General features: G+C 34.1%; 18 protein-coding genes and 3 tRNA genes. 13 read left to right on the top strand and 8 right to left on the bottom strand.

All coding sequences use genetic code 11. The annotated features are described in order from the left end of the window. Nucleotides 1–240: 240 nt before the first annotated feature. A complete protein-coding gene (locus HHL20_RS13120) occupies nt 241–1,080 on the bottom strand; it encodes a YoaK family protein (RefSeq protein WP_169231625.1) in 840 nt (279 codons plus the stop codon). 22 nt (nt 1,081–1,102) lie between these two features. Then, complete coding sequence (locus HHL20_RS13115) at nt 1,103–1,597, bottom strand: hypothetical protein (RefSeq protein ID WP_169231624.1); 495 nt, start codon at nt 1,595–1,597, stop codon at nt 1,103–1,105. Between the two features lie 199 nt (nt 1,598–1,796). Here HHL20_RS13115 and HHL20_RS13110 point away from each other — a divergent pair, with 199 nt between their 5' ends. The 6 genes from HHL20_RS13110 to HHL20_RS13085 all read left to right on the top strand — a co-directional run bounded on the left by HHL20_RS13110 (nt 1,797) and on the right by HHL20_RS13085 (nt 8,730). Continuing rightward, on the top strand, nt 1,797–2,705 hold the full coding sequence (locus HHL20_RS13110) for a GLPGLI family protein (protein WP_169231623.1): 909 nt from the start codon (nt 1,797–1,799) through the stop codon (nt 2,703–2,705). Nucleotides 2,706–2,920: 215 nt separating this feature from the next. Continuing rightward, nucleotides 2,921–3,202 carry a hypothetical protein gene (locus HHL20_RS13105; RefSeq protein ID WP_169231622.1) on the top strand — a complete coding sequence of 94 codons (282 nt, stop codon included), beginning with the start codon at nt 2,921–2,923 and terminating at the stop codon, nt 3,200–3,202. Nucleotides 3,203–3,324: 122 nt separating this feature from the next. Further along, on the top strand, nt 3,325–3,570 hold the full coding sequence (locus HHL20_RS13100) for a FeoA family protein (protein WP_169231621.1): 246 nt from the start codon (nt 3,325–3,327) through the stop codon (nt 3,568–3,570). After that, a complete protein-coding gene (gene feoB / locus HHL20_RS13095) occupies nt 3,570–5,603 on the top strand; it encodes a ferrous iron transport protein B (RefSeq protein WP_169231620.1) in 2,034 nt (677 codons plus the stop codon). The genes HHL20_RS13100 and feoB overlap by 1 nt, the downstream gene beginning before the upstream one ends. Before the next feature lie 232 nt (nt 5,604–5,835). Then, nucleotides 5,836–7,218, top strand: a complete 1,383-nt coding sequence (gene glmM, locus HHL20_RS13090) for a phosphoglucosamine mutase (protein WP_169231619.1) — start codon at nt 5,836–5,838, stop codon at nt 7,216–7,218. A 123-nt stretch (nt 7,219–7,341) separates the two neighbouring features. Further along, complete coding sequence (locus HHL20_RS13085) at nt 7,342–8,730, top strand: tetratricopeptide repeat protein (protein WP_169231618.1); 1,389 nt, start codon at nt 7,342–7,344, stop codon at nt 8,728–8,730. A gap of 44 nt (nt 8,731–8,774) precedes the next feature. Here the strand turns inward: HHL20_RS13085 and HHL20_RS13080 are convergent, their stop codons facing one another. From HHL20_RS13080 to HHL20_RS13070, 3 genes are all read right to left on the bottom strand, one after another. After that, entirely contained in the window at nt 8,775–9,665 is an 891-nt protein-coding gene (locus HHL20_RS13080) for a DMT family transporter (RefSeq protein ID WP_169231617.1), read from the bottom strand. Further along, a complete protein-coding gene (gene aat / locus HHL20_RS13075; RefSeq protein ID WP_169231616.1) occupies nt 9,655–10,305 on the bottom strand; it encodes a leucyl/phenylalanyl-tRNA--protein transferase in 651 nt (216 codons plus the stop codon). Before aat ends, HHL20_RS13080 begins: the two co-directional genes overlap by 11 nt. Before the next feature lie 61 nt (nt 10,306–10,366). Further along, nucleotides 10,367–10,744, bottom strand: a complete 378-nt coding sequence (locus HHL20_RS13070) for a DUF3127 domain-containing protein (RefSeq protein ID WP_169231615.1) — start codon at nt 10,742–10,744, stop codon at nt 10,367–10,369. Between the two features lie 179 nt (nt 10,745–10,923). On the opposite strand from HHL20_RS13070, the gene HHL20_RS13065 reads away from it, so the two are divergent. The 3 genes from HHL20_RS13065 to HHL20_RS13055 all read left to right on the top strand — a co-directional run bounded on the left by HHL20_RS13065 (nt 10,924) and on the right by HHL20_RS13055 (nt 11,176). Continuing rightward, a tRNA-Leu gene (locus tag HHL20_RS13065) sits at nt 10,924–11,005 on the top strand. Nucleotides 11,006–11,011: 6 nt separating this feature from the next. Continuing rightward, nucleotides 11,012–11,087: transfer RNA gene (locus HHL20_RS13060), tRNA-Gly, on the top strand. Nucleotides 11,088–11,092: 5 nt separating this feature from the next. Beyond that, a tRNA-Leu gene (locus HHL20_RS13055) sits at nt 11,093–11,176 on the top strand. A 307-nt stretch (nt 11,177–11,483) separates the two neighbouring features. Here HHL20_RS13055 and HHL20_RS13050 read toward each other — a convergent pair. The 3 genes from HHL20_RS13050 to HHL20_RS13040 form a co-directional block, all read right to left on the bottom strand. Further along, complete coding sequence (locus HHL20_RS13050) at nt 11,484–12,242, bottom strand: GLPGLI family protein (protein ID WP_169231614.1); 759 nt, start codon at nt 12,240–12,242, stop codon at nt 11,484–11,486. 74 nt (nt 12,243–12,316) lie between these two features. Continuing rightward, complete coding sequence (locus tag HHL20_RS13045) at nt 12,317–12,598, bottom strand: hypothetical protein (RefSeq protein WP_169231613.1); 282 nt, start codon at nt 12,596–12,598, stop codon at nt 12,317–12,319. A gap of 236 nt (nt 12,599–12,834) precedes the next feature. Next, complete coding sequence (locus HHL20_RS13040) at nt 12,835–14,562, bottom strand: helix-turn-helix domain-containing protein (RefSeq protein WP_169231612.1); 1,728 nt, start codon at nt 14,560–14,562, stop codon at nt 12,835–12,837. A 205-nt stretch (nt 14,563–14,767) separates the two neighbouring features. Between HHL20_RS13040 and HHL20_RS13035 the strand changes: the two genes are divergently transcribed. The 4 genes from HHL20_RS13035 to HHL20_RS13020 are packed head-to-tail and all read left to right on the top strand — an operon-like array spanning nt 14,768 to nt 20,242. Then, on the top strand, nt 14,768–14,941 hold the full coding sequence (locus tag HHL20_RS13035) for a hypothetical protein (RefSeq protein WP_169231611.1): 174 nt from the start codon (nt 14,768–14,770) through the stop codon (nt 14,939–14,941). A 44-nt stretch (nt 14,942–14,985) separates the two neighbouring features. Continuing rightward, nucleotides 14,986–17,169, top strand: coding sequence for a prolyl oligopeptidase family serine peptidase (locus tag HHL20_RS13030; RefSeq protein ID WP_169231610.1), 2,184 nt, complete (start codon nt 14,986–14,988; stop codon nt 17,167–17,169). Next, on the top strand, nt 17,170–19,377 hold the full coding sequence (locus tag HHL20_RS13025) for a lantibiotic dehydratase family protein (protein WP_169231609.1): 2,208 nt from the start codon (nt 17,170–17,172) through the stop codon (nt 19,375–19,377). Further along, complete coding sequence (locus HHL20_RS13020) at nt 19,322–20,242, top strand: thiopeptide-type bacteriocin biosynthesis protein (RefSeq protein WP_228463192.1); 921 nt, start codon at nt 19,322–19,324, stop codon at nt 20,240–20,242. The genes HHL20_RS13025 and HHL20_RS13020 overlap by 56 nt, the downstream gene beginning before the upstream one ends. Nucleotides 20,243–20,367: the final 125 nt, after the last annotated feature.

The following is a 20,367-nucleotide window of genomic DNA, read 5'->3' as shown; positions in this document are numbered from 1 at the left end:
ACAAAAATAGGCATTCAGAATAAGAATTAAAACAATAAACCTCTGAATTAAAATTTAATTATCAACATATCAACACTCCTCCTTTATATTCACATTAGTTCAACCACGCTTCAATAAAGCATTTCCGCCAAAATACAATCCCCTAATTGCAATATACAATTAGAGGATTGATTCACAGCTAGTTTACACAAAATTAATACTGATAGTATTATCTTTAAATATGAAGTATTTACAAGAGCTTTATTCTTCAAAAATAAGTTTCCTCTTCTTTTCTCTTTCCTGCTTAATCTCAGTAGTTCCATGGATTTTGTCGTACAGAAAAGCTAAAAAGTTAGGTTTTCTATATATTTTGCTGTATCTGTATTGGGTGTTGTAATGTCTGAGATGAATTTTATAGGCATCATATCCGATTACGATTAATAAGCAAAGGCTGATTATATAGAAAACCCTAAATTCCAGATAATAATACGTAAGTCCGGAAAATACCGCTCCCAACACATAAGCAAGCATGATGCTCATTAATAATTTGGCTCTGGCTACCAACTCTCCGTTTTTCCTGAATTTTTTCTGGGTAAACATAGAAAACAGAATTCCAAGGTCGGTAGTAGTACCGGTAAGGTGTGTCGTTTTCACGGAAAAATTCGATATACTTGCCGTTAAACCATTCTGCAGCCCTGTTGCAAAAAGCATTAAAGCGACCAGGTATTCCGTTTCTTCAAGCGTTTTACGGTAGTAGAACTGTCCGTAAATACCTACAAAAAGAAGACAGGCTATTTCCAACACCAAAGGCATGGCATGCGCAAAGTATTTGCTTTTCTTATTAAAGTTGATAACCATAAAATTCGACGCAAACCCTCCAAAAAAGAAGAGAAAAATCCAGCATCCCACTACAGCAACCTGTGACCAGTTGGCTTTACTGATTTCTGCTGCCAGAATGGCATAATGTCCTGTTACGTTGGACGTAAACGAGAGGAATATTAACAGAGAAGCAATATTTATAGTACCTGCCGTGAAGGCAGTCAGCGTTCCCAGTCTTATGTTGTCTCCCAACGTCCTGCTGTTACTATAATTCCTTAACATTTTTTAAAAATTTTATTTCTAATTAAGCTTCCGCAAAGATTTCTGCCAGTTTTCCTTTCTCCGGAAGATGCTCCTGAGACGCTACGGAAATTTCATGCGAATCCAGGTCTTTACATTTTTTGATGTATTGGCTAAGGTCAAACTTTCCGTTCCCGTTACTTTTAATTGACGCGGAATAATACGCTTCCTCAATATTTTCAGCTTTTACATAGTTGTTAAAAGTTCTTTGGAAGCTTCCCGTGAAAATATCGCACACGATTTTATTGATAAGGTGAGGATATTTATTTTTAATTATAGCGTACGCCTCACAAAATTCCTTTGGTCTCAGCTTATGGAAAATCGTACTTTTTGTATTGAATAGAAGATCTCTGATAGAATCTCCCGTATCATATCCCGAAACCAAAAGAATATTGTATTGATTAGGATCTTCCGAAGCATCTTTCTCCCTCATTACTTTTTTAAGGATGTTCAGAGATTCAAGAGAATAATCAGTAGCTATTAAAATCGTTCTGGTCATATTATTGAGATTTAGGTTCGTATTATCTTTTTCGATGATACAAAATTAAAATAACCGGATTAGAAGCTCTTTGGAATAGAATTAAAATGTGATTAACGAGATTAAAATCAGATTAAAATCAGAAGTTTAGAAAAGAACATAAAAAAATTGTAACAAATTCAGTACACTGCCAACTAATACCAATAAACATTTTAAAACAATGAAAAATCTATTTTCAATATTTTTTATCGCTCTTTTTGCTTTTGCAGGCGCTCAGGATAAGGATTCTAAAGAAACCGCCAACCGTTTTTTTTATGAGCTTACCTTTAAACCGAAGAAAGATTCTGTAAAACTTGAAAAAGTTTTGACTGCACTTGATATCGCTAAAGACCGTTCTGTTTACAGAGATTATACTGTGATAGGACAGGACTCTATTATAAAAGTACAGATTGAGGCTATGCAAAAGTCGGGTGTATTCAAAGATTTGTCAAAAACTATCAGAATGCCGAAGTTTTCTGAAAAGATTGTAAAATATTATCCGGATATGAAAGTGCAGTATGTTGAAAGAATAGCAAGCGGGTTTACGCCAATGGGAATTGCATATACTGAAACCATAAAGTTCGACTGGAAAATTTCTAATGAAAAAGAGAAAATAGGTCCTTATAATGCTCAGAAAGCAACAGTAGATTTCGCAGGAAGAAAATGGACGGCATGGTTTAGCACAGATCTTCCGTTTCAGGATGGGCCGTATAAGTTTTCAGGCCTTCCGGGACTTATCGTAAAAATTGAAGATGAGGGCAAAAATTACTCATGGACGCTGCAGGGAAATAAAAAAGTTCAGAACTGGGAGGAACTTTCTTATTCTGAAAAAATCTCCAATATGTCCTTGGAAGTGACAGAGATGCCGAGAGAGAAATTTGAGAAAACGTTCAGTGACTTCAAAAAAGATCCGTTTGCAACCGCAAGACCTATGATGACTCAGGAAATCATGTCTAAAACAATACCGGGAATGGACGGAACCATTGGAGATATGATGAAGAAACAGGAGAAAATGTATAAGGATTTCTTTAACTCCAATGATAATCCTATTGAGCTTACTTCTTACGCAACGGAAAAAAAGAAAAAATAGACATTCATATTTAACTAATTATATTTAAAAGCCCAGATATTCTCTGGGTTTTTACGTAATTTTTTTTCACTAAACTTTGAAATTGTGTTTATATAATTTACAAATTTTCCATAAAATCAAATGATTTGTACGGTTTTTGTAAAAAGAATTCACTGTGCTTGGAATTTTCTTTTAGAGTTAATAATTTGGCAATTCAAAAAATTTAAAAAAATCTTATGAAAAAAATTCTTATTACGACTCTGTTGACATTGTCAACAGTTGCATTTGCAAAAACTGAAGAACCTAAAACTAAAATGAAAAAAGATGTACCAGACACACAAGGAAAAGTTTTAGTGGCAAAAAAAACGATTCAAGGTGAAGAAGTTGAAAATTATTATTCACTTGATTTTTTATTTAAGCATCCTTGTGAAACTTGGGCTTGGGTGAAAAATCCTATGGTAAGTATGGAGCTCGTATTGCAGTGTGATGCTCTACACAATCCCACAATTAATCCATAATTAACATTACATTTAAAGAAAGACCGAATAGTACATATTCGGTCTTTTTTTAATAGCCCAATGTTATTTAGATTAAATTTAAATAGCGTATATTTGCATACAAAATTTTGGCTTTGAAAGAGATGGGTTTACATAAATTAAGTGGATTTCCCAAAAACAGAATGGGAAAGATTTTAGGGTATGATAACGACAGCCTTAAAATGCCTAACAAAATTATTGAAATGGGGCTTCTTCCGGAAACCGCATTCAGAATTCTGTATCAGGCTCCTTTTAAAGGACCGATGTACGTAGAATTCGGTGAAGAAAAAAGCCGTATTGCACTCCGTGAAGAAGAGGGCAGATATATCATTGTTGAAGAATTGAATTGATGCAGGGAAATCATAAAAAGCAAATTCTGTTAGTAGGAAATCCGAATGTAGGAAAGTCTACGGTTTTTAATGCGCTTTGCAACAAAAAACAGAAGACAGGAAACTATGCGGGGGTTACTGTAGCCAGCCATTCCGGATTTTATACCTACAAAAATGAAGAGGTAGAAGTGGTGGATCTGCCGGGATCTTACAGCATTTATCCAAGCTCGGAAGATGAGGCCATTTTCTCGAAGTTTGTAATGGACAATCAGAAAGATTATGCCGGAGTAATCTATATTCTTGAAGCGCTAAGCTTAAAAAGAGGCCTGCTTCTGTTTCAGCAGATTCAGGATCTCGGAATTCCGATGATTTTGGTAGTTAATCAGATCGATCAGGCGGAAAGAAGAGGAATTTCTATTGATATTGATAAGTTTTCAGAAGCTCTAGGTATAAAAATCATCCGCACCAATGCGAAAGAACAGATTGGTATTGAAGAGCTGAAAGAAGCTGTTTTACAAAATAAATTTCTGGAAACATCGGTGCAGACGTTTGAAGTACCGTCCGAACATAAGGATTTTATCCATAAAGTTGCGTTGCACAAGGGTATCGATAATGAATATAAAACTTGGCTTACACTGTCTCTTGGTACGGATTTAGGAAAAATAAATTCTGTTGTTGAGCAGATTAATGAGCCGGATTCCAAAAGTCTTGTACCGAAAAGACTACAGGTACAGGAAACAGTAAGGCGGTATCAGAAAATTGATGGTATTTTATCAAATGTTATTTCGAAAAAGCCTCAGTTCAAAGAGTTACTAACTGAAAAACTAGATAAAATACTGGTTCATAAATTCTGGGGATATGTCGTTTTTATGATGATTTTATTAATCATCTTCCAAAGCGTTTTCTTCCTTGCAGAATATCCAATGAACTGGATTGATGATTTTTTTTCCTGGCTTTCCGCTTTTACGGGAGAGCATTTGCCGGAGGGACCTCTGAACTCGCTGATCTCCAATGGAATCGTTCCGGGAATCGGAGGTATTGTTATCTTCGCACCACAGATTGGGATTTTATTGTATTTCCTTTATCTGCTGGAAGATTCTGGATACATGGCAAGAGTAGTCTTTCTGATGGACAGGCTCCTTCGGCCTTTCGGTCTGAATGGCAAAAGTATTGTCCCATTGGTTTCAGGTACCGCTTGTGCGATTCCGGCTGTAATTTCCACAAGAAATATAGAAAATCTGAAGGAAAGATTATTGACGATTCTGGTAACCCCCTTCATGACGTGTTCTGCAAGGCTTCCTGTTTACAGTATTATCATCGGGTTGATCATCTCGGATGGAACGTTTTTAGGAATAAAATATAGAGCACTTGTATTAATGGGAATGTATCTGTTGGGTTTTGTAGTCGCTTTATTTTCTGCTGCAGTTCTTAACAGATTTATTAAAAATAAAGGAAAAACCTATCTCGTAATGGATTTGCCAACCTATAAAAAACCTCTTTTTGGATATGATCTTAAAATGGTGTTGGGTAAAGTTTGGGACTTCATTACAGGAGCAGGGAAAATTATTTTCATCGTAAGCATCATTATTTGGTTTTTAAGCTATTTCGGACCTAAGCAAAAGCCGGATCAGTTTGTTGCAACTAATGTTGAACTCGATCACTCTTATCTTGCCAAAATGGGTAAAGGGATCGAGCCGGTAATCGCACCTCTGGGCTATGACTGGAAAATGGGTGTGGGGATTCTTACAAGCTTTGTCGCAAGAGAAGTTTTTGTTGGTACGATGTCCACATTGTACAGTCTTGAAGATGATGCTCCGGAAGTGAAGGTAATTGATAAAATGAGAAGAGATGTAAAACCGAACGGCGAAAAAGTTTTCAGCTTTGCAACAGGAGTTTCAGTTCTTCTATTTTACGCATTTGCAATGCAGTGTGTTTCTACACTTGCAGTAGTCTACAGAGAAACCAAAAGCTGGAAATGGACAGCTTTACAGGTGGTGATGATGACTGGTTTGGCATATTTTGTGTCCATGTTTGCATATCAAATCTTAAAATAATGGATTCTTCACTTATTTTACAATATATTGTTGTTCTGCTTATTGTAGCATTTGCCTGCTATTCGCTGTTCAGAATACTTAGAAAAAATTTCGCGCCGAAAAAGTTCAGCTCTAAGCGAACAAACTGTGATAAGGATTGCGGTTGTTCATAACTTTCTGATGTGGTGTGACAAATAATATTTAATTTTGCTTATAATTAAATTATTCAAAAATTAACTATAAAACACCCATAATGTCACTAATAAAAAGTATTTCAGGAATCCGGGGAACCATCGGAGGTAAAGTAAACGATAACCTTACGCCGCTTGATGTTGTAAAATTTGCTTCCGCATTCGGAACCTGGCTCCAGAATAACAGCAATAAAAAAGACCTTACCCTCGTTATTGGTAGAGATGCAAGGATTTCCGGGCAGATGGTTTCTTCTCTCGTTACCGCTACATTACAAGGGTTGGGAATCAACGTAATCGATCTGGGACTCTCCACTACGCCAACCGTGGAAATAATGGTTCCGGAACTGAAAGCTGACGGAGGAATTATTCTAACGGCTTCTCATAACCCAAAACAATGGAATGCCCTGAAATTACTCAATAATAAAGGTGAATTCATCAGCGGAGAAAACGGAGCCGAAGTTTTAGCCCTTGCAGAAAGTGAAGATTTCAACTATGCGGAAGTAGATAATTTAGGAAAGTATGAAACAAGAGATGATGCTTTTGATATTCATATTCAGCAGATTCTGGATTTGCCGATGGTAGATGCAGAAGCTATTAAAGCTAAAAAGTTCAAGGTAGTATTGGATGCTGTAAATTCAACTGGAGGAATTGCTATTCCGATGCTTTTAGATAAACTGGGATGTAAAACGGTAAAATTATACTGTGAACCAACCGGCCATTTCCCGCACAATCCTGAACCATTGAAAGAGCATTTGGGAGATATTTGTGAACTGGTAAAAAAAGAAGGCGCAGATTTCGGGGTTGTTGTAGATCCGGATGTAGACAGATTGGCCCTGATCGACGAGAAAGGTGAAATGTTCGGAGAAGAATATACCTTGGTTGCCGTTGCAGATTATTTATTGAAGAATAAAAACGGCGTTGCAATTTCAAACCTATCATCAAGCCGTGCATTAAGAGATGTCGCAAAAAGCCACAACTCAGACTATTTTGCAAGTGCAGTTGGGGAAGTGAATGTAGTTACATTAATGAAGGAGAAAAATGCGGTTATCGGCGGTGAAGGAAACGGAGGAATTATCTATCCTGATCTTCATTACGGAAGAGACTCTCTGGTAGGAGTTGCTTTGTTTTTAACGCATCTTGCCAAAGAAAACAAAACCGTTTCTGAATTAAGAGCAGGCTATCCAAGTTATTTCATGGGTAAAAAGAAAATAGAGCTTACCCCGGAAATTAATGTAGATGATATTTTAACCAAAATGGAAAAAGAATATCAAAATGAAGAGGTCTCCACAATAGACGGAGTAAAAATAGATTTTGAAAACAATTGGGTTCATTTAAGAAAATCAAATACAGAACCTATTATCAGAATCTATACCGAGGCTAAATCGCAGGAAGAAGCCGACCGGTTAGGTGATGAAATGATAGCTAAAATCAATAGCTTGATTTAATAAAAGTTAACAACCTTTTCATCATTTTAATCGTATTTATTATTAAATTTAAAACTAAGATTTTCAGAAGCGAGTATTAGTATATCTCATATCTCTGGTCTTAAATCTTAAAACTGTTTTATATTGGAAGAATATTTTGGAAATGAACTTGTAAAAAAGTTCGAGGAAATGATGGAAAATAATGATGAATTCTACTTCGATACAGAAGAGCTTGAAGACATTATTGTTTATTATCTGGAGCTTGGAGACTTTAATTATGCAGATACTGCAGTCAATTACGGGCTTAAGCTGCACCCAAATTCCTTAGACATCAAGATCAAAAAACTTGAGATTCTTTTGGAATGGGAAGAGTATAATACAGCGAAGGAGCTGATCGATGAGCTGAAAGGTTCTTCTATGGAAAACACAGACTTTCTGGTCTGCTATGCAAAGTATTATTCGAATTTAGGAAACCCAAGAAAATCCATTGATATCTGTAAAAAAGCATTGGAACTGAAAGAAGAAGAAAACTTCCTTCACAACTTTATTGCAGATGAATATGTGAATCTCGGAGATCCTTTTAACGCCCTTAAACATTACAGGAAGGCTCTTAAAGAAGACCCGACTGATGATTATGCGTTGGAAAACTGTATGGTCTGCTTTTCCGACCTGAATAAGAGCGATGAGGCAATCGCCTTTTTGAATGAATATCTGGATGAATACGCCTATTCGGAAATTGCATGGTTTGAATACGGACAGTTCTACTTCAACAGGAAAAATTACGAAGAAGCGATAAAAGGCTACGATTATTTACTGGCCATCAACTCAAGCTCCGTAGGAGTGTATGCCAACAAGGCAGCATGTTATGAGGCTTTGGGAGATTATAAAAAAGCAATTGCCGTTTATGAAGAGATGCTCGAGCTGGAATACACAAAAGCATTTACTTTTTATAAAATAGGACTTTGCTATAAAGCCTTAAAACAACCGATTGTTGCTTTAAACGCTTTTCAGAAGTCATTACGGGAAGATCCACAGTTTTACCTGGCGATGATGGAGCAATCCTACATTTATGAAGAAATGGGCGGCATGACCGAAGCATTGCATTTTGCTAGAGAAGCCACTCACCTGAATGAAAATAATCTTGATTATCAGAAAAGACTGGCATTTTTATTTATTGATGCCGGAAAATTTGAAGAAAGCCTTGCCTGTCTCAAAAAGCTGGTGGATGCAGAACCGTCAAGATTTTATAATTGGTATGCTTATTCTGAAGTATTGATGCTGCTAGGTGAATATGAAGAAGCGATTATTGTTTTAAATAAAGCCGTAAAAGCGCATCACAGAGCAGAATTGTTCTATCAGCTCAGCAATTGCTATTTCAACCTGAAAGACCAGGAAAAGGGCAAAGAAGTACTGCTTCAGGCTTTGGATCTTGATCCGTCTCTGGTTTCGGATATGCAGAAAAAATATCCTTTCATTAAAGATGAGGTGAAAAAAGCAAAAGCCAGAGTAAAAAAGAAAAATTCCGAAGGTTAATTTAAATTAATTTATCTATAAAGAATCCCGCAAAAAAGCGGGATTTATTTTTTTATAACATTAGGTTTAGTTCTCAGAAAGATAAGTCCGGCAATAATAACTCCGGCTCCTGCAAACTGTAATGCAGTAAGCTTTTCGCCGTCCAGGATTCCCCAAATAATAGCAACAATCGGCATTAAGAGAGTAACCGTAGAAGCAAACAGAGGAGAGGAAACTTTCAGGAGACGGTAATTCATCATCATTGCCAGTCCGGTTCCGAAAATCGACAGTAAGCTTACAAACATGAGCCCGGTGAGATGATCTTTATCAAGGCTAAATGTTGAAAAAAATCCCGTAAACGTAAGTGCAATCACGGAGGGCAAAAACAACACAAATGCAAAGACAAATGCAGATAAAACCGTAGAAGAGATCTCCATCAGTTTTGATTTTACCGTAGTTGTGCTTATTGCATAGCATAAAGTAGCCATTAACAGCAGCAAAATAGGAATCAGCTTAAAGGTTCCGCTTTCCGCATCTCCTCCAAAAGCCAGAAGACAAACGCCGGTAAAGCTGATTAAAGTTCCTGTAATCTGCCGTCTTGTGGTTCCGAACTTCCATACTAATGCTCCTACGATGATCACAAAAATCGGCATCATTGAATTCACGATTCCGGCAATACTGCTGCTGACTTCCGTTTCGGCGATGGGAAAAAGAAACATGGGAATAAAATTTCCTGTAAAAGCGGCCAGCAAAAGCCATTTCAGATGCTTCCTGGGAAAAAGTTTATACTTAGAGATGGCAATCGGCATCAGGATGATTCCGGCGATCAATACCCTTAAAGCACCCACCTGATAAGGGCTGAAATGTTCCAGTGATTTTTTTATTAAAATAAAAGAAGATCCCCAGATCATGCTCAGGAGGATCAGGAGAATCCATTTTTCTCTATCAGTATTCATTATTTCGTTGTAAAATTTTCAGGAATTCCTGTTTGGGAATCATTTTTGCGCCAAGACTTTCCAAATGTTCGGTGTGGGACTGGCAGTCAATGAGTTCCAGCTTGTTTTTATAGGTTTGGGCAAAATGGATAAATCCTGCTTTTGATGCATTACTAACTTTTGAAAACATACTTTCACCGCAGAAAACATTTCCGATCTGAAGGCCGTAAAACCCGCCCACCAGCTCTTCATTTTGCCACACTTCTATGCTTTTTGCCAGCCCATAGTCATGAAGTTTGATGAAAGACTCCATAAGCTCGTCAGAGAGCCAGGTTCCTGACTGTCCTTTACGGCTGATATCCTGGCAGTTTTTAATGACTTCTCGGAAGTTTGTATTTTCTGTGAAGGTAAAAATCTTCCGGTCCAGTATTTTTTTCATGGATTTCGATACCTTTATTTCTTCAGGAAACAGTACAAATCTCGGATCGGGGCACCACCAGAGAATTTCTTCGCCCGGATTAAACCAGGGAAAAATACCCAGCTGATATGCAAACCAGATTCTTTCTACAGACAGGTCTCCGCCAAAAGCAATTATACCTTCGTGGCCGTCATACAGTTCCGGATCCGGAAAAGAAATCTCATTTTCGTCTAGTCGAATCATTTTTCGGGAAAAAAAATCCCACTTGAGAAAGCAGGATTTGTATTTCAATTGTATTCTTTATTTAAAAAGGCAAATCATCGTCATCGTCTCCGGCGAAAGGGTTTTCATTGGAAACTGAAGATGCAGACTGGGAAGGTGAGGCCTGAGTCGGTTCTGAAGCATTGTCAGAAACTTTCTCAACCCTCCATCCTGTAATGGAATTGAAGTATTTCGTTTCACCCTGAGGAGAAACCCATTCTCTTCCTCTGATATTGATTCCTACTTTTACATTTTCGCCTTCTCTAAGATTATCTAATAAACTGATCTTATCAGACAAAAATTCTATGTTTATCGGCTGTGGATACTGCTCCTGGGTTAAAATAACCATTTCTCTTTTTTGGAAACCGCTCGCAAAAGTCTGAGCATCAAAAAGTTTCTTTACCGTTCCTTGTAATTCCATATCATATTAATTAACGATGTAAAAGTAATAAAATGAAATGTAATAAAACAGGTTGGGAATAAAAAATGTAAAAATTTTAATTTTTTCTGCGGAAAAGTTTGGAGATAAAAGAATTTATCCTATCTTTGCACCACTGAAAACGAGAGAAGATCATTAAAAATTCAGTAAAACAAAAACACGCGGATGTGGTGTAATTGGTAGCCACGCCAGACTTAGGATCTGGTGCCGAGAGGCGTGGGGGTTCGAGTCCCTTCATCCGCACAGTTTGCGAAAATAGCTCAGCTGGTAGAGCACAACCTTGCCAAGGTTGGGGTCGCGGGTTCGAATCCCGTTTTTCGCTCCACGCCTGCCCTGGTGGTGGAACTGGTAGACACGCAGGACTTAAAATCCTGTGCCTCTTTTGGCGTGCGGGTTCAAGTCCCGCCTGGGGTACTAGCTGAAAGATTCAGCGTACAGCTCTCTTTTTTAAGAGGGCTTTTTTTATGTCTGAAAGGGAAGGATTACATACTTAAAATAAATCAAATTTCCGGATTTTTATATACACACATAGAAATATCATTATAAGAAGACTTTATAAAGAATAACTGCTCTCATAGAGAACAGTTATTTATCTTTTATCGTGATTGATGTTTATTCTAAAACCTGATATTTATCTTTTTGATAAAATATATTTACTCGAAAGTAAAGCTCACTATATATTCCTTTGGAATTGTACATACACTCTTTTCCGATTTTAATCCTATTCCTCCCATTCATACTTTTGCTCTACAGTAAATCTTTGATTTGTTGTAACTTTAGCATTAAAGTTTGTTTTGGGTAGATTATCTGTAATTTTTGCAAAAATTTTATTCATATGTGCTTCTTTTGCTGCGACATAATCTTTTAAACTTATTTTTTCTTTGTTTAGGAATTTTGGTTTAAATACAATTGTGCTTTTATCATCAACATCTACGGATTCTGCTTTCCAAATTTCATGATCCATATTGTCTGCTCTGACATCTAAGATGAGACCTGGTAACCCATAAAACTTGAAAGGACCTGCAGAATATGGAAGTTCTTTTGCGAAATATGCAGTAATATTAGTTCCTCTAAATATTCCTTTAGCTTTTACGCATTTATATCCTGCGATTGTTTTGGTTTGATTTTCTTCTATTTTCCAGTCGATTTTGGGAACTTTATCATAAATAAAAAAATCACGACTATCCACATTTGAAGTAAAGAAGTAGTTTCTTTCCGGATCATTACTTATGTCTGAAACAAAATACTGTTTTCGTGGTTTTTTTCCATTATCCAAATTAACAGCCATAGTCCAAGAATCTGTTAGTTTATTATTAATTATAGTAGAATCTTGAATTGATATAGTCTGATTGTTTTTAATATACAGATCTTCATGAGAAGTTGTAAAAGAAGATAAAACACGAAGATACCTTACATGAATTTGTTGTGAGAAAAAAATTGTTGAAATTAACAGAAATATTAGCAAAATTATATTTTTCATAAAGCTTTTTTAAATATTAGATAAAAACACTCCCAAGATAGTACCGTTGGGAGTGCCTTCCTTATTTAAGAATTTTAACTAAGCCAGTAACCTGCTGCCCATAAAGCGACCTTCACTGATGTTTGAAAGTTTTGACAACTTTGTAAATCGGGCTGGTCTGAAGTAATTGTTTGTGTGCCAACTACTTGACCTCCTGACCAATATGTTACAACTACACCACATGTTTGCAAAGGTTTTTCATTTTCTTTTTTCACCTCCGTTTTTTCTGTTGATGTTTCAATTTTATTCTCTACAGGACCTTTTGCGTTTACTAATCCTGCAACACCAAATGCTGCTAGTAAAATCATTTTTTTCATAATCTCTTTGATTTAATAAATATAGTAAATAATTTTGCTGTATAAGCCCCAGCATGGGTTTTTGCTGATCAGCTGTTTCTTTTTGCAGTGCGCACTTACAAAAAATGGATATTAGTTTTGTTGATGCAAAGATGGTGTGTTTGAAATGATAATACAAATAACTATATCCTAAATTCATGAATGTATGTTCATGAATTTAGGAATTTAAATTTTTTAAATTGTTTTATTTCAGTTATTTATAAGGACTTAGACTTTTGATCTGTAGAATCTGCTAGTCTTTCGATTTCCTTTAAATATATAGACAGTGGAGTTCCGGTTCGCTTTTTAAAAGCCATTGTGAACGATTGTTCAGTATTATATCCTAAGTCATCCGCAATGGAAGATATTTTATACGAACGAAATTTTTTGTCTTCTGCTAATCTATTGATCGCGTAATCAATACGGAGATCATTTAGATAAGCGGCAAAATTTTTCCCTTTGCAAGTATTAATAATTTCAGACAAGTATTTTGAATTTGTCTTTATTTTTTTAGCAAGGCTTCCTAGAGTAATTCCTTTATTCAAAAACTGTTCTCTTATTTCAAACTTTTCCAACTCTGTAAGAATAGCCTGAGCTATATCTTCAGAAATAGTTGTATTTACTTTATCAACAATTACTTCTTTTTGAATTTTATCTGAGATTGTATCTTTTATAAATTCTATTTCTTTTTTAACTCTATTTTCATTTACAGATTGAATCAATTCGTGAGCAATTTTTCTATACTGCTTTACAGATTTTTTATACAAAAAGATAAATATTAGTAGGATCAATGATAAAATGAAAAGAGAACAATAAAAGAATATTTTTTTATTTTTCAGTTCTAAAAGAATATTTTCTTTGTCTTTTAGAAGCTTTGGTTTGTCATAACGTCTGGGAAGTTCCCGAGAAATATATCTAAATTGAGAATCTAAACTTTGATCAATTTCTAGAAACCTTTCAATATAGTATAATTGTTTTTCTTTATTGTTTATAGCTTTGTAATAATCAATAATATAAGGGTATACCTCTCTGAGTTCAGGAAACACATATTTATTCTGTTTAATGTATGAATCTAATGCTATAAAGGTTCCTATAGCTTTATCTTTATCTTTTAGTCCGGCATATGACTGTCCTAAAAATAAGAGAGTATAACTTTGATTTCTAATATCCTCAGTCGTTGAAAAGTATTTTTTGCATCGTAATAAATCATTAATAGCATCATAATACTTTTTAAGCTTTAAATTATAATATCCTGATTCCAGTAAATACCCATGATATTGATACGTTTTTCCGGTTTCGGAACTAATAAGCAACCCCTCCTTAATGAGCATCCGAGCAGAATCCATTTTGTTAATTTCAATATAGGTGTCTGCTAGATTAACATGAATATTATCATAATCTTTTTTATCTAGATAGTCTGTATAATATAAATAATATCGTAGTGTATTTGCAGCATCTCTGTGCTTGCCTATATAGTTGTTTAAATACGCAATATTAACTTCTGCAAAAGCAATTTGTCTTTTATTTCCTTTTTCTTTGGCATGCTCCAATGTTAAAACATAATTTCCCAGTGCAGCCTTTACATTATAAAATTTTGAATATAGATTACCACGAAGAAGAAAAATCCTTGCTGGATAATAATCTTTATCCGAATTTTTTGTAATAATTTGTAAACTGTCTAAATATTTTAATCCATTAGGCAAATTCTGATTAAAATGCATCATTACATATCCCTCAGCTATCTGTTCTGTTTCTTTTTCAGATTTTGCTTTTTGAAGATAGTATTTTGAGATTATTTTTGCTTTTTTTAGCTCATCTCTATTGTTGTAATTGTAGAATTTTTGGCTTAATTCAATGTAGGAATACTTTTTTAACGAGTCAATTGAATTATTTTGTGCATAAAATAAATTATAGACTAAGAATAAAATACAATATTTAAGCTTCATTATTAAGTATTATTATACAAAAATATTATATTTAAATTACATGATAGGTCTTTCCATTTATTTATTTGTATAAGTTTTTATATTGTTGATTATCATTAATTTGTGGTGTTTTTATTGCTGGTAAATTCATGAATTTAGGGACATATGTGATTCAAGATTAGCAAAATATAACTTACTTTGCTGGCTGAATATTAAATTTAAAAAAATGAAAAAGAAAATCAAAAAGGAAAAAAAATTATCTTTGGAAAAGTTACAATTAGTAAAAATTAGCCATCCTAAAAAAATATTTGGTGGGACAAAACAATATATTGATGGTTGCGGCAATCCAGATAATGGAAGCGGTAACCAGCAAGGAGGTGTTGGTGGAATTGGATATTAGTATTTAATTTTCTCCCAAATTTATATCAATAATTAACCAATCTAATGCATTATAAATTATTTTTCAGCCTTTTTTTATTCATTATTATTTTTCATAAAGCTCAAAAGAATAATCCTGCTTTATCTATTCCTGTTACCGATGAGCATTTTGGGATTAAAATAGTTGATGAATATAGGAGTTTGGAAAATTTAAAGGATCAAAATACAATAGATTGGATGAGATCTCAAACTGATTATTCAAACTCCCTTCTAAGTACAATTCCAAACCGAAGTTATTATCTAGAAAAAAGATTAGAGCTTGATAAAAGGCAAGGATATTCAATTTCAGATCTTAAAATCACAAGTAATGATAAATATTTCTATTTAAAAAGAAGCGCAGGAGAAAAAACGTCCAAAATTTATTACAGACAAGGATTTGAAGGAGAAGAAAGTTTGCTTTATGACCCGTCTAATTTTAATAGTAATTCGGAAATTAGTCATAATTATGTAATTAATTTAATTAGTCCAAGCTGGGACGGGAATAAAATAGCAATTTCTTTAACTGAAAAAGGAAAAGAATTATCTGAGGTAATAATAATGGATGTAAGAACAAAAAATATATATCCAGAGAAGATCATAAACACAAATCCTTCAAATATAGGAGGAATTAAATGGCTTGACGATAACAGTGGTTTTTTTTATGTTTATTACCCTGTAATTGATATTACCTCAGAACAATTTAGAAAAAACACACAATCTATATTATATAAAATTGGAGAAGATCCTAAAAAGTTGATTGATGTTCTTTCAAATTCAAATAATCCTAGTTTAAATATCAGCAGGGAGGAATTCCCTGCTATATTAGCATTTAACCAAAATGATAAATATTATATAGGAATATTGGTAGACGCTGAAGATTTTAGAAAAACCTTTATTATTAACAAAGAAGACTTGTTAAATGGTAAAAATAACTGGCAACTATTATATGATAAGGACAGTAAAGTTTATTCTATAAAATTGGTAGGAGATGATGTTTACTTTTTATCAGGATATAATTCGCCCAACTATAAGTTATGCAAAGTTAATATTAAAATAAAGAATTTTAAAAATCCAAAAGTACTTATTCCTGAAAAAAAAGATGAAGTTATAACGCAATATACGCTTACAAAAGATGGAATTTATTATACAACCACAAAAAATGGAATAGAAGCTAAACTATACCTGTATAAAGATGGAAAAGAGATTCCTATTAAACTTCCGTATGTGTCAGGAAATATAAGCTTACAATCTAAAGGTAAAGATTTTTCTGATATATGGATAAATTGTTCAGGATGGGCAAATGAAGAGCAGCGCTTTAAATATGACCCAATAACAGATACTTTTAAACCTGAAAATCTTGCTCCGCTTACAGAATATCCCGAGTTTAAGGATATTATAGTAGAGGAAACCACAATTAAATCTTATGATGGTACGGATGTTCCTTTATCTTTAATTTATAACAAAAATTTAAAAAAAGATGGCAAAAATCCGGTGTTGATTCAAAGTTATGGGGCATTTGGGACATCTTTTTCGCCTTTTTTTGCCAGAAGTTTCCTTGTATGGGCTAGTCAAGGAGGCATTTTAGCGATTGCCCATATAAGGGGTGGTGGTGAAAAAGGCGTTCAATGGCATATTGACGGACAAAAAATAAAGAAACCCAATTCTTGGAAAGACCTTATTGCCTGTACAGAATATTTGATTCAAAAAAAATATACATCCTCAAAAAAAGTTGCTATTTGGGGAGCTAGTGCCGGAGGAATAACTATAGGCAGGGCTATGACCGAGAGACCAGATTTATACGGTGCAGTTATAATAGAGGCTGGAGTTTTAAATACAACAAGGTATGAGGGTATTGGAGAAACGGGCTTTAAAGAATATGGAAATCCCAATAATTTTGAAGAATTAAAAGGATTGCTGGAAATGGATGCTTATCAGCACTTAAAAAAAGGAACAAAATATCCTGCAGCTTTGATTACTTCTGGGATTAATGATCCAAGAGTAGCCTCATGGGTGCCTACAAAGTTTGCGGCTAAACTATTATCTTATAATGTCTCAGAAAATCCAATACTTTTAAAGATAGACTATGAAGGCGGACATGGAGGAGATATTCCGGTTATTCAGGCATATTCTACTTTAAGCGATATTTTCGCCTTTGCCTTCTGGCAATTAGGACACCCGGATTACCAGCCTAAAAAAAATATAAAAAAATAAATGGCTCGTTTTCCGTATCAGTTTTTTGATGAGTATGTAGTTCGTACTCCTTTATTTTCACGTGAGAATTTCCAGAAAAATGTAAATGGCTGTTCTATTTCTAATGAAGAATTAAAAGCAATCTGCAAAAATTCTGTTTTTCATGAAGCGATCTATCTTGCATCACCTTACGTTTATAATGAATTAATTCGATGGCTTAATTCAGAAAAGGAATTTTCTCCCAAAGAATTTCAGAAGCTTAAAACTACAATTTTAAAATATTTCAGCAGAACAAGTACAAGATGTACTCCTTTTGGTTTGTTTTCAGAAGTCGGTTTGGGTACTTTTAGCAATGAGCCAAAAAACAACTATAATTCCAATGTGAATAAAATAAGGGATACCAAACTCGACATGCATTTCCTTGTTGGGCTGTCTCAGCATTTTGTACAGAATCCGGAAATTAGAAATCATTTATTATTTTTTCCCAATAACAGCATTTACCAAGTTGGAAGTAAAATCCGATTTGTAGAATATGAATATACTAAAGAAAAGAGGGAATATATTATTTCATCGGCTCCACTTTCCCAAGCGTTGCAGCAGGTGTTAAGTTTTTCCGGTCAGGGGAAAACAATGCAACAAATTGCAAAAATACTTATGAACGATGAAATCACTGAAGAAGAAGCTATAGAGTTTATAGATGAGCTCATAGACAATCAGGTGCTTATAAGCGAGCTTGAACCTATCGTGTCAGGAAGTGATGTTTTGGAAGTGATTATTTCTGTTTTAAATAGAATAGGTGCAAAAAATGAAAATGAGATTTTAGTTTCCATACAAAAAAGGCTAAAAGAATTAGATCAAAATATTGGTAACTCTGCTTCAAGTTATGCAGAAATAGAAAAATTAATTCAGTCTTTTAATGTCGAATATAAATCCAATCATCTTTTCCAAACAGATTTGTATTATAAAAATGTAATAAATCTTCCTTCGTTCTGGAAAAAAGAATTAAAGCAAGCCATCAGCTTTTTAAACAAAATATCCTTACCTCAAAAGGAAACACATTTAGATAAATTTAAAAAAGCTTTTTATGAGAGATTTGAAACACAGGAAGTGTCTTTGAGCTATGCTTTAGATACAGAAGTCGGAATCGGTTACCAGCAAGATGCTGCTATAAAAGGGTTACATTCTTATCTTGAAAACCTAGAACTTCCTTTACCTAATGGAAAATCGAATTTAAAAATTGAATTTGATCCTATTCAGCAAGTTTTAAATGAAAAGCTTCAGAAAGCTTTATTACATAGTCAATATATAATTAATTTATCTGACGAGGACTTTAAAGGTTTTGATGAAAACTGGAATGATTTGCCGGATACCATTTCTTTTATGGCTGAAATTATTTCTCAAAATAATCGAGAGAAGCTATTTTTAAATGGAGGTGGTGGAAGCAGCGCAGCAAATTTATTGGGCAGATTTTGCTCAGAAAAATCGGGAGTACAAGATTTAACCCAAAAGATAACGCAAAAAGAAGAGATGCTTCGGCAAGCTCAACATGACAATGGTGAGATTTTAGCAGAAATAATTCATTTGCCGGAGGCAAGGATCGGAAATATTATAAGAAGACCAATACTCCGACAATATGAAATTCCTTATTTGGCTCAGTCTGTTTTGCCAGAAGAAAATCAAATACCAGTAAACGATTTGTATATTTCCTTAAAAAATAACAAAATAGTACTTCGTTCTAAGAGGTTTAACAAGGAGGTTAAACCTTATCTGACAAATGCACATAATTATTCCGCAAATCCTTTACCCGTTTATCATTTTCTCTGTGATCTATACTCGCAAAATATTCGATCAGGACTTTATTTTAATTGGGGAGATTTAAAATATATTTATAATTTCTTACCAAGAGTGGAATATAAAAATATTATTCTGTCAAAAGCATCTTGGAAAATCACGAACAAAGAAATAAATAAATTTTCGTTATTAATAAGCGATAAAGACCAACTTTTTACAGAACTGGAAAACTGGAGAAAATTGAAGCAGATTCCGCAATGGATACAATGGGTGAAATCGGACAATAAACTTACCGTAAACTTGAAAAATTATGATTTGGTAAAAATGCTTATTGATTCAGTGAAAAATGAAGAATCTATTGTCATTGAAGAATTCCTATACAATGAACATGACGATTTTAAGCGTGAATTTATCTTCCCGATGTATAAAGCAAAATAAACACAAATATATGGTCAAACGAAAATTTTCTCCCGGAAGTGAATGGCTTTACCTTAAAATCTATACAGGGGTAAAAACAGCCGATATAATTTTGGAAGAAGCAATACAGCCTTTGACAGAATGCTTTGAGAAAAACCACTATATTTCAAAATGGTTTTTCATCCGCTATAATGATCCCAAGCCGCATTTAAGGCTAAGATTACATTTAAATAATAGTAATGGGTACAACGAAATCCTTGGAAAGATTAACCAGTCATTTGAGCAATTTATCAACAGCGGAGAAATCTCAAATATTCAAATTGATACATATAATCGGGAAATTGAGCGTTATGGTGAAAATACCATTGAAGAAGCGGAAACCTTGTTCTGTATAAACAGCAATTTTATCCTACAATGCCTACATTACGATGATGAGGAAAAAATCATTGTTTCTCTTTTTTATATTGACAAAGTTTTAAGTAAACTCAATCTTTCAACTGAAAAAAAACTAAGTTGGATTAAAGACCTTAATACAGCCTTTAAACAGGAATTTAATGCGGATAAAAAGCTTAATTCTCAATTAGACAAAAAGTATAGGGAGTTTAAACCAACATATTTAGATTTTATTCAATCAGCAGAATTTTTGGAAGTACGGGATGTAATTATCTCTAATATTGAAGAGAGCAATTTAGTATTACAGAATATTATCAGCCATGAAGAAGACGAATCTTTAGGAATGTCTTTGCAAAGCTTCTTCAGTAGCATATTCCATATGAATATCAACAGGCTTTTTGTTTCCAGTCAAAGAATATTTGAAATGGTAATTTATGACTACTTGCTAAGATATTACAAATCAAAGATTTTTATGAAGGAAAATAAAATGTAAAATGCAGTAAAAAATAAAATACATTCGAATATGACATAATACCTGTATGGTCTAAAAACGTAAGTTAACACAAACAGCAATCTTCACTTCCCGATCTTTTTTTTATTTTTGTATAATTCCTTATG

Origin of the sequence: Chryseobacterium cheonjiense (assembly GCF_012927265.1) — a bacterium.
Taxonomy (GTDB): Bacteria; Bacteroidota; Bacteroidia; order Flavobacteriales; family Weeksellaceae; genus Chryseobacterium; species Chryseobacterium cheonjiense.
The sequence above is the reverse complement of the archived record's forward strand: the minus strand, read 5'-3'. Positions and strand labels throughout refer to the sequence as shown.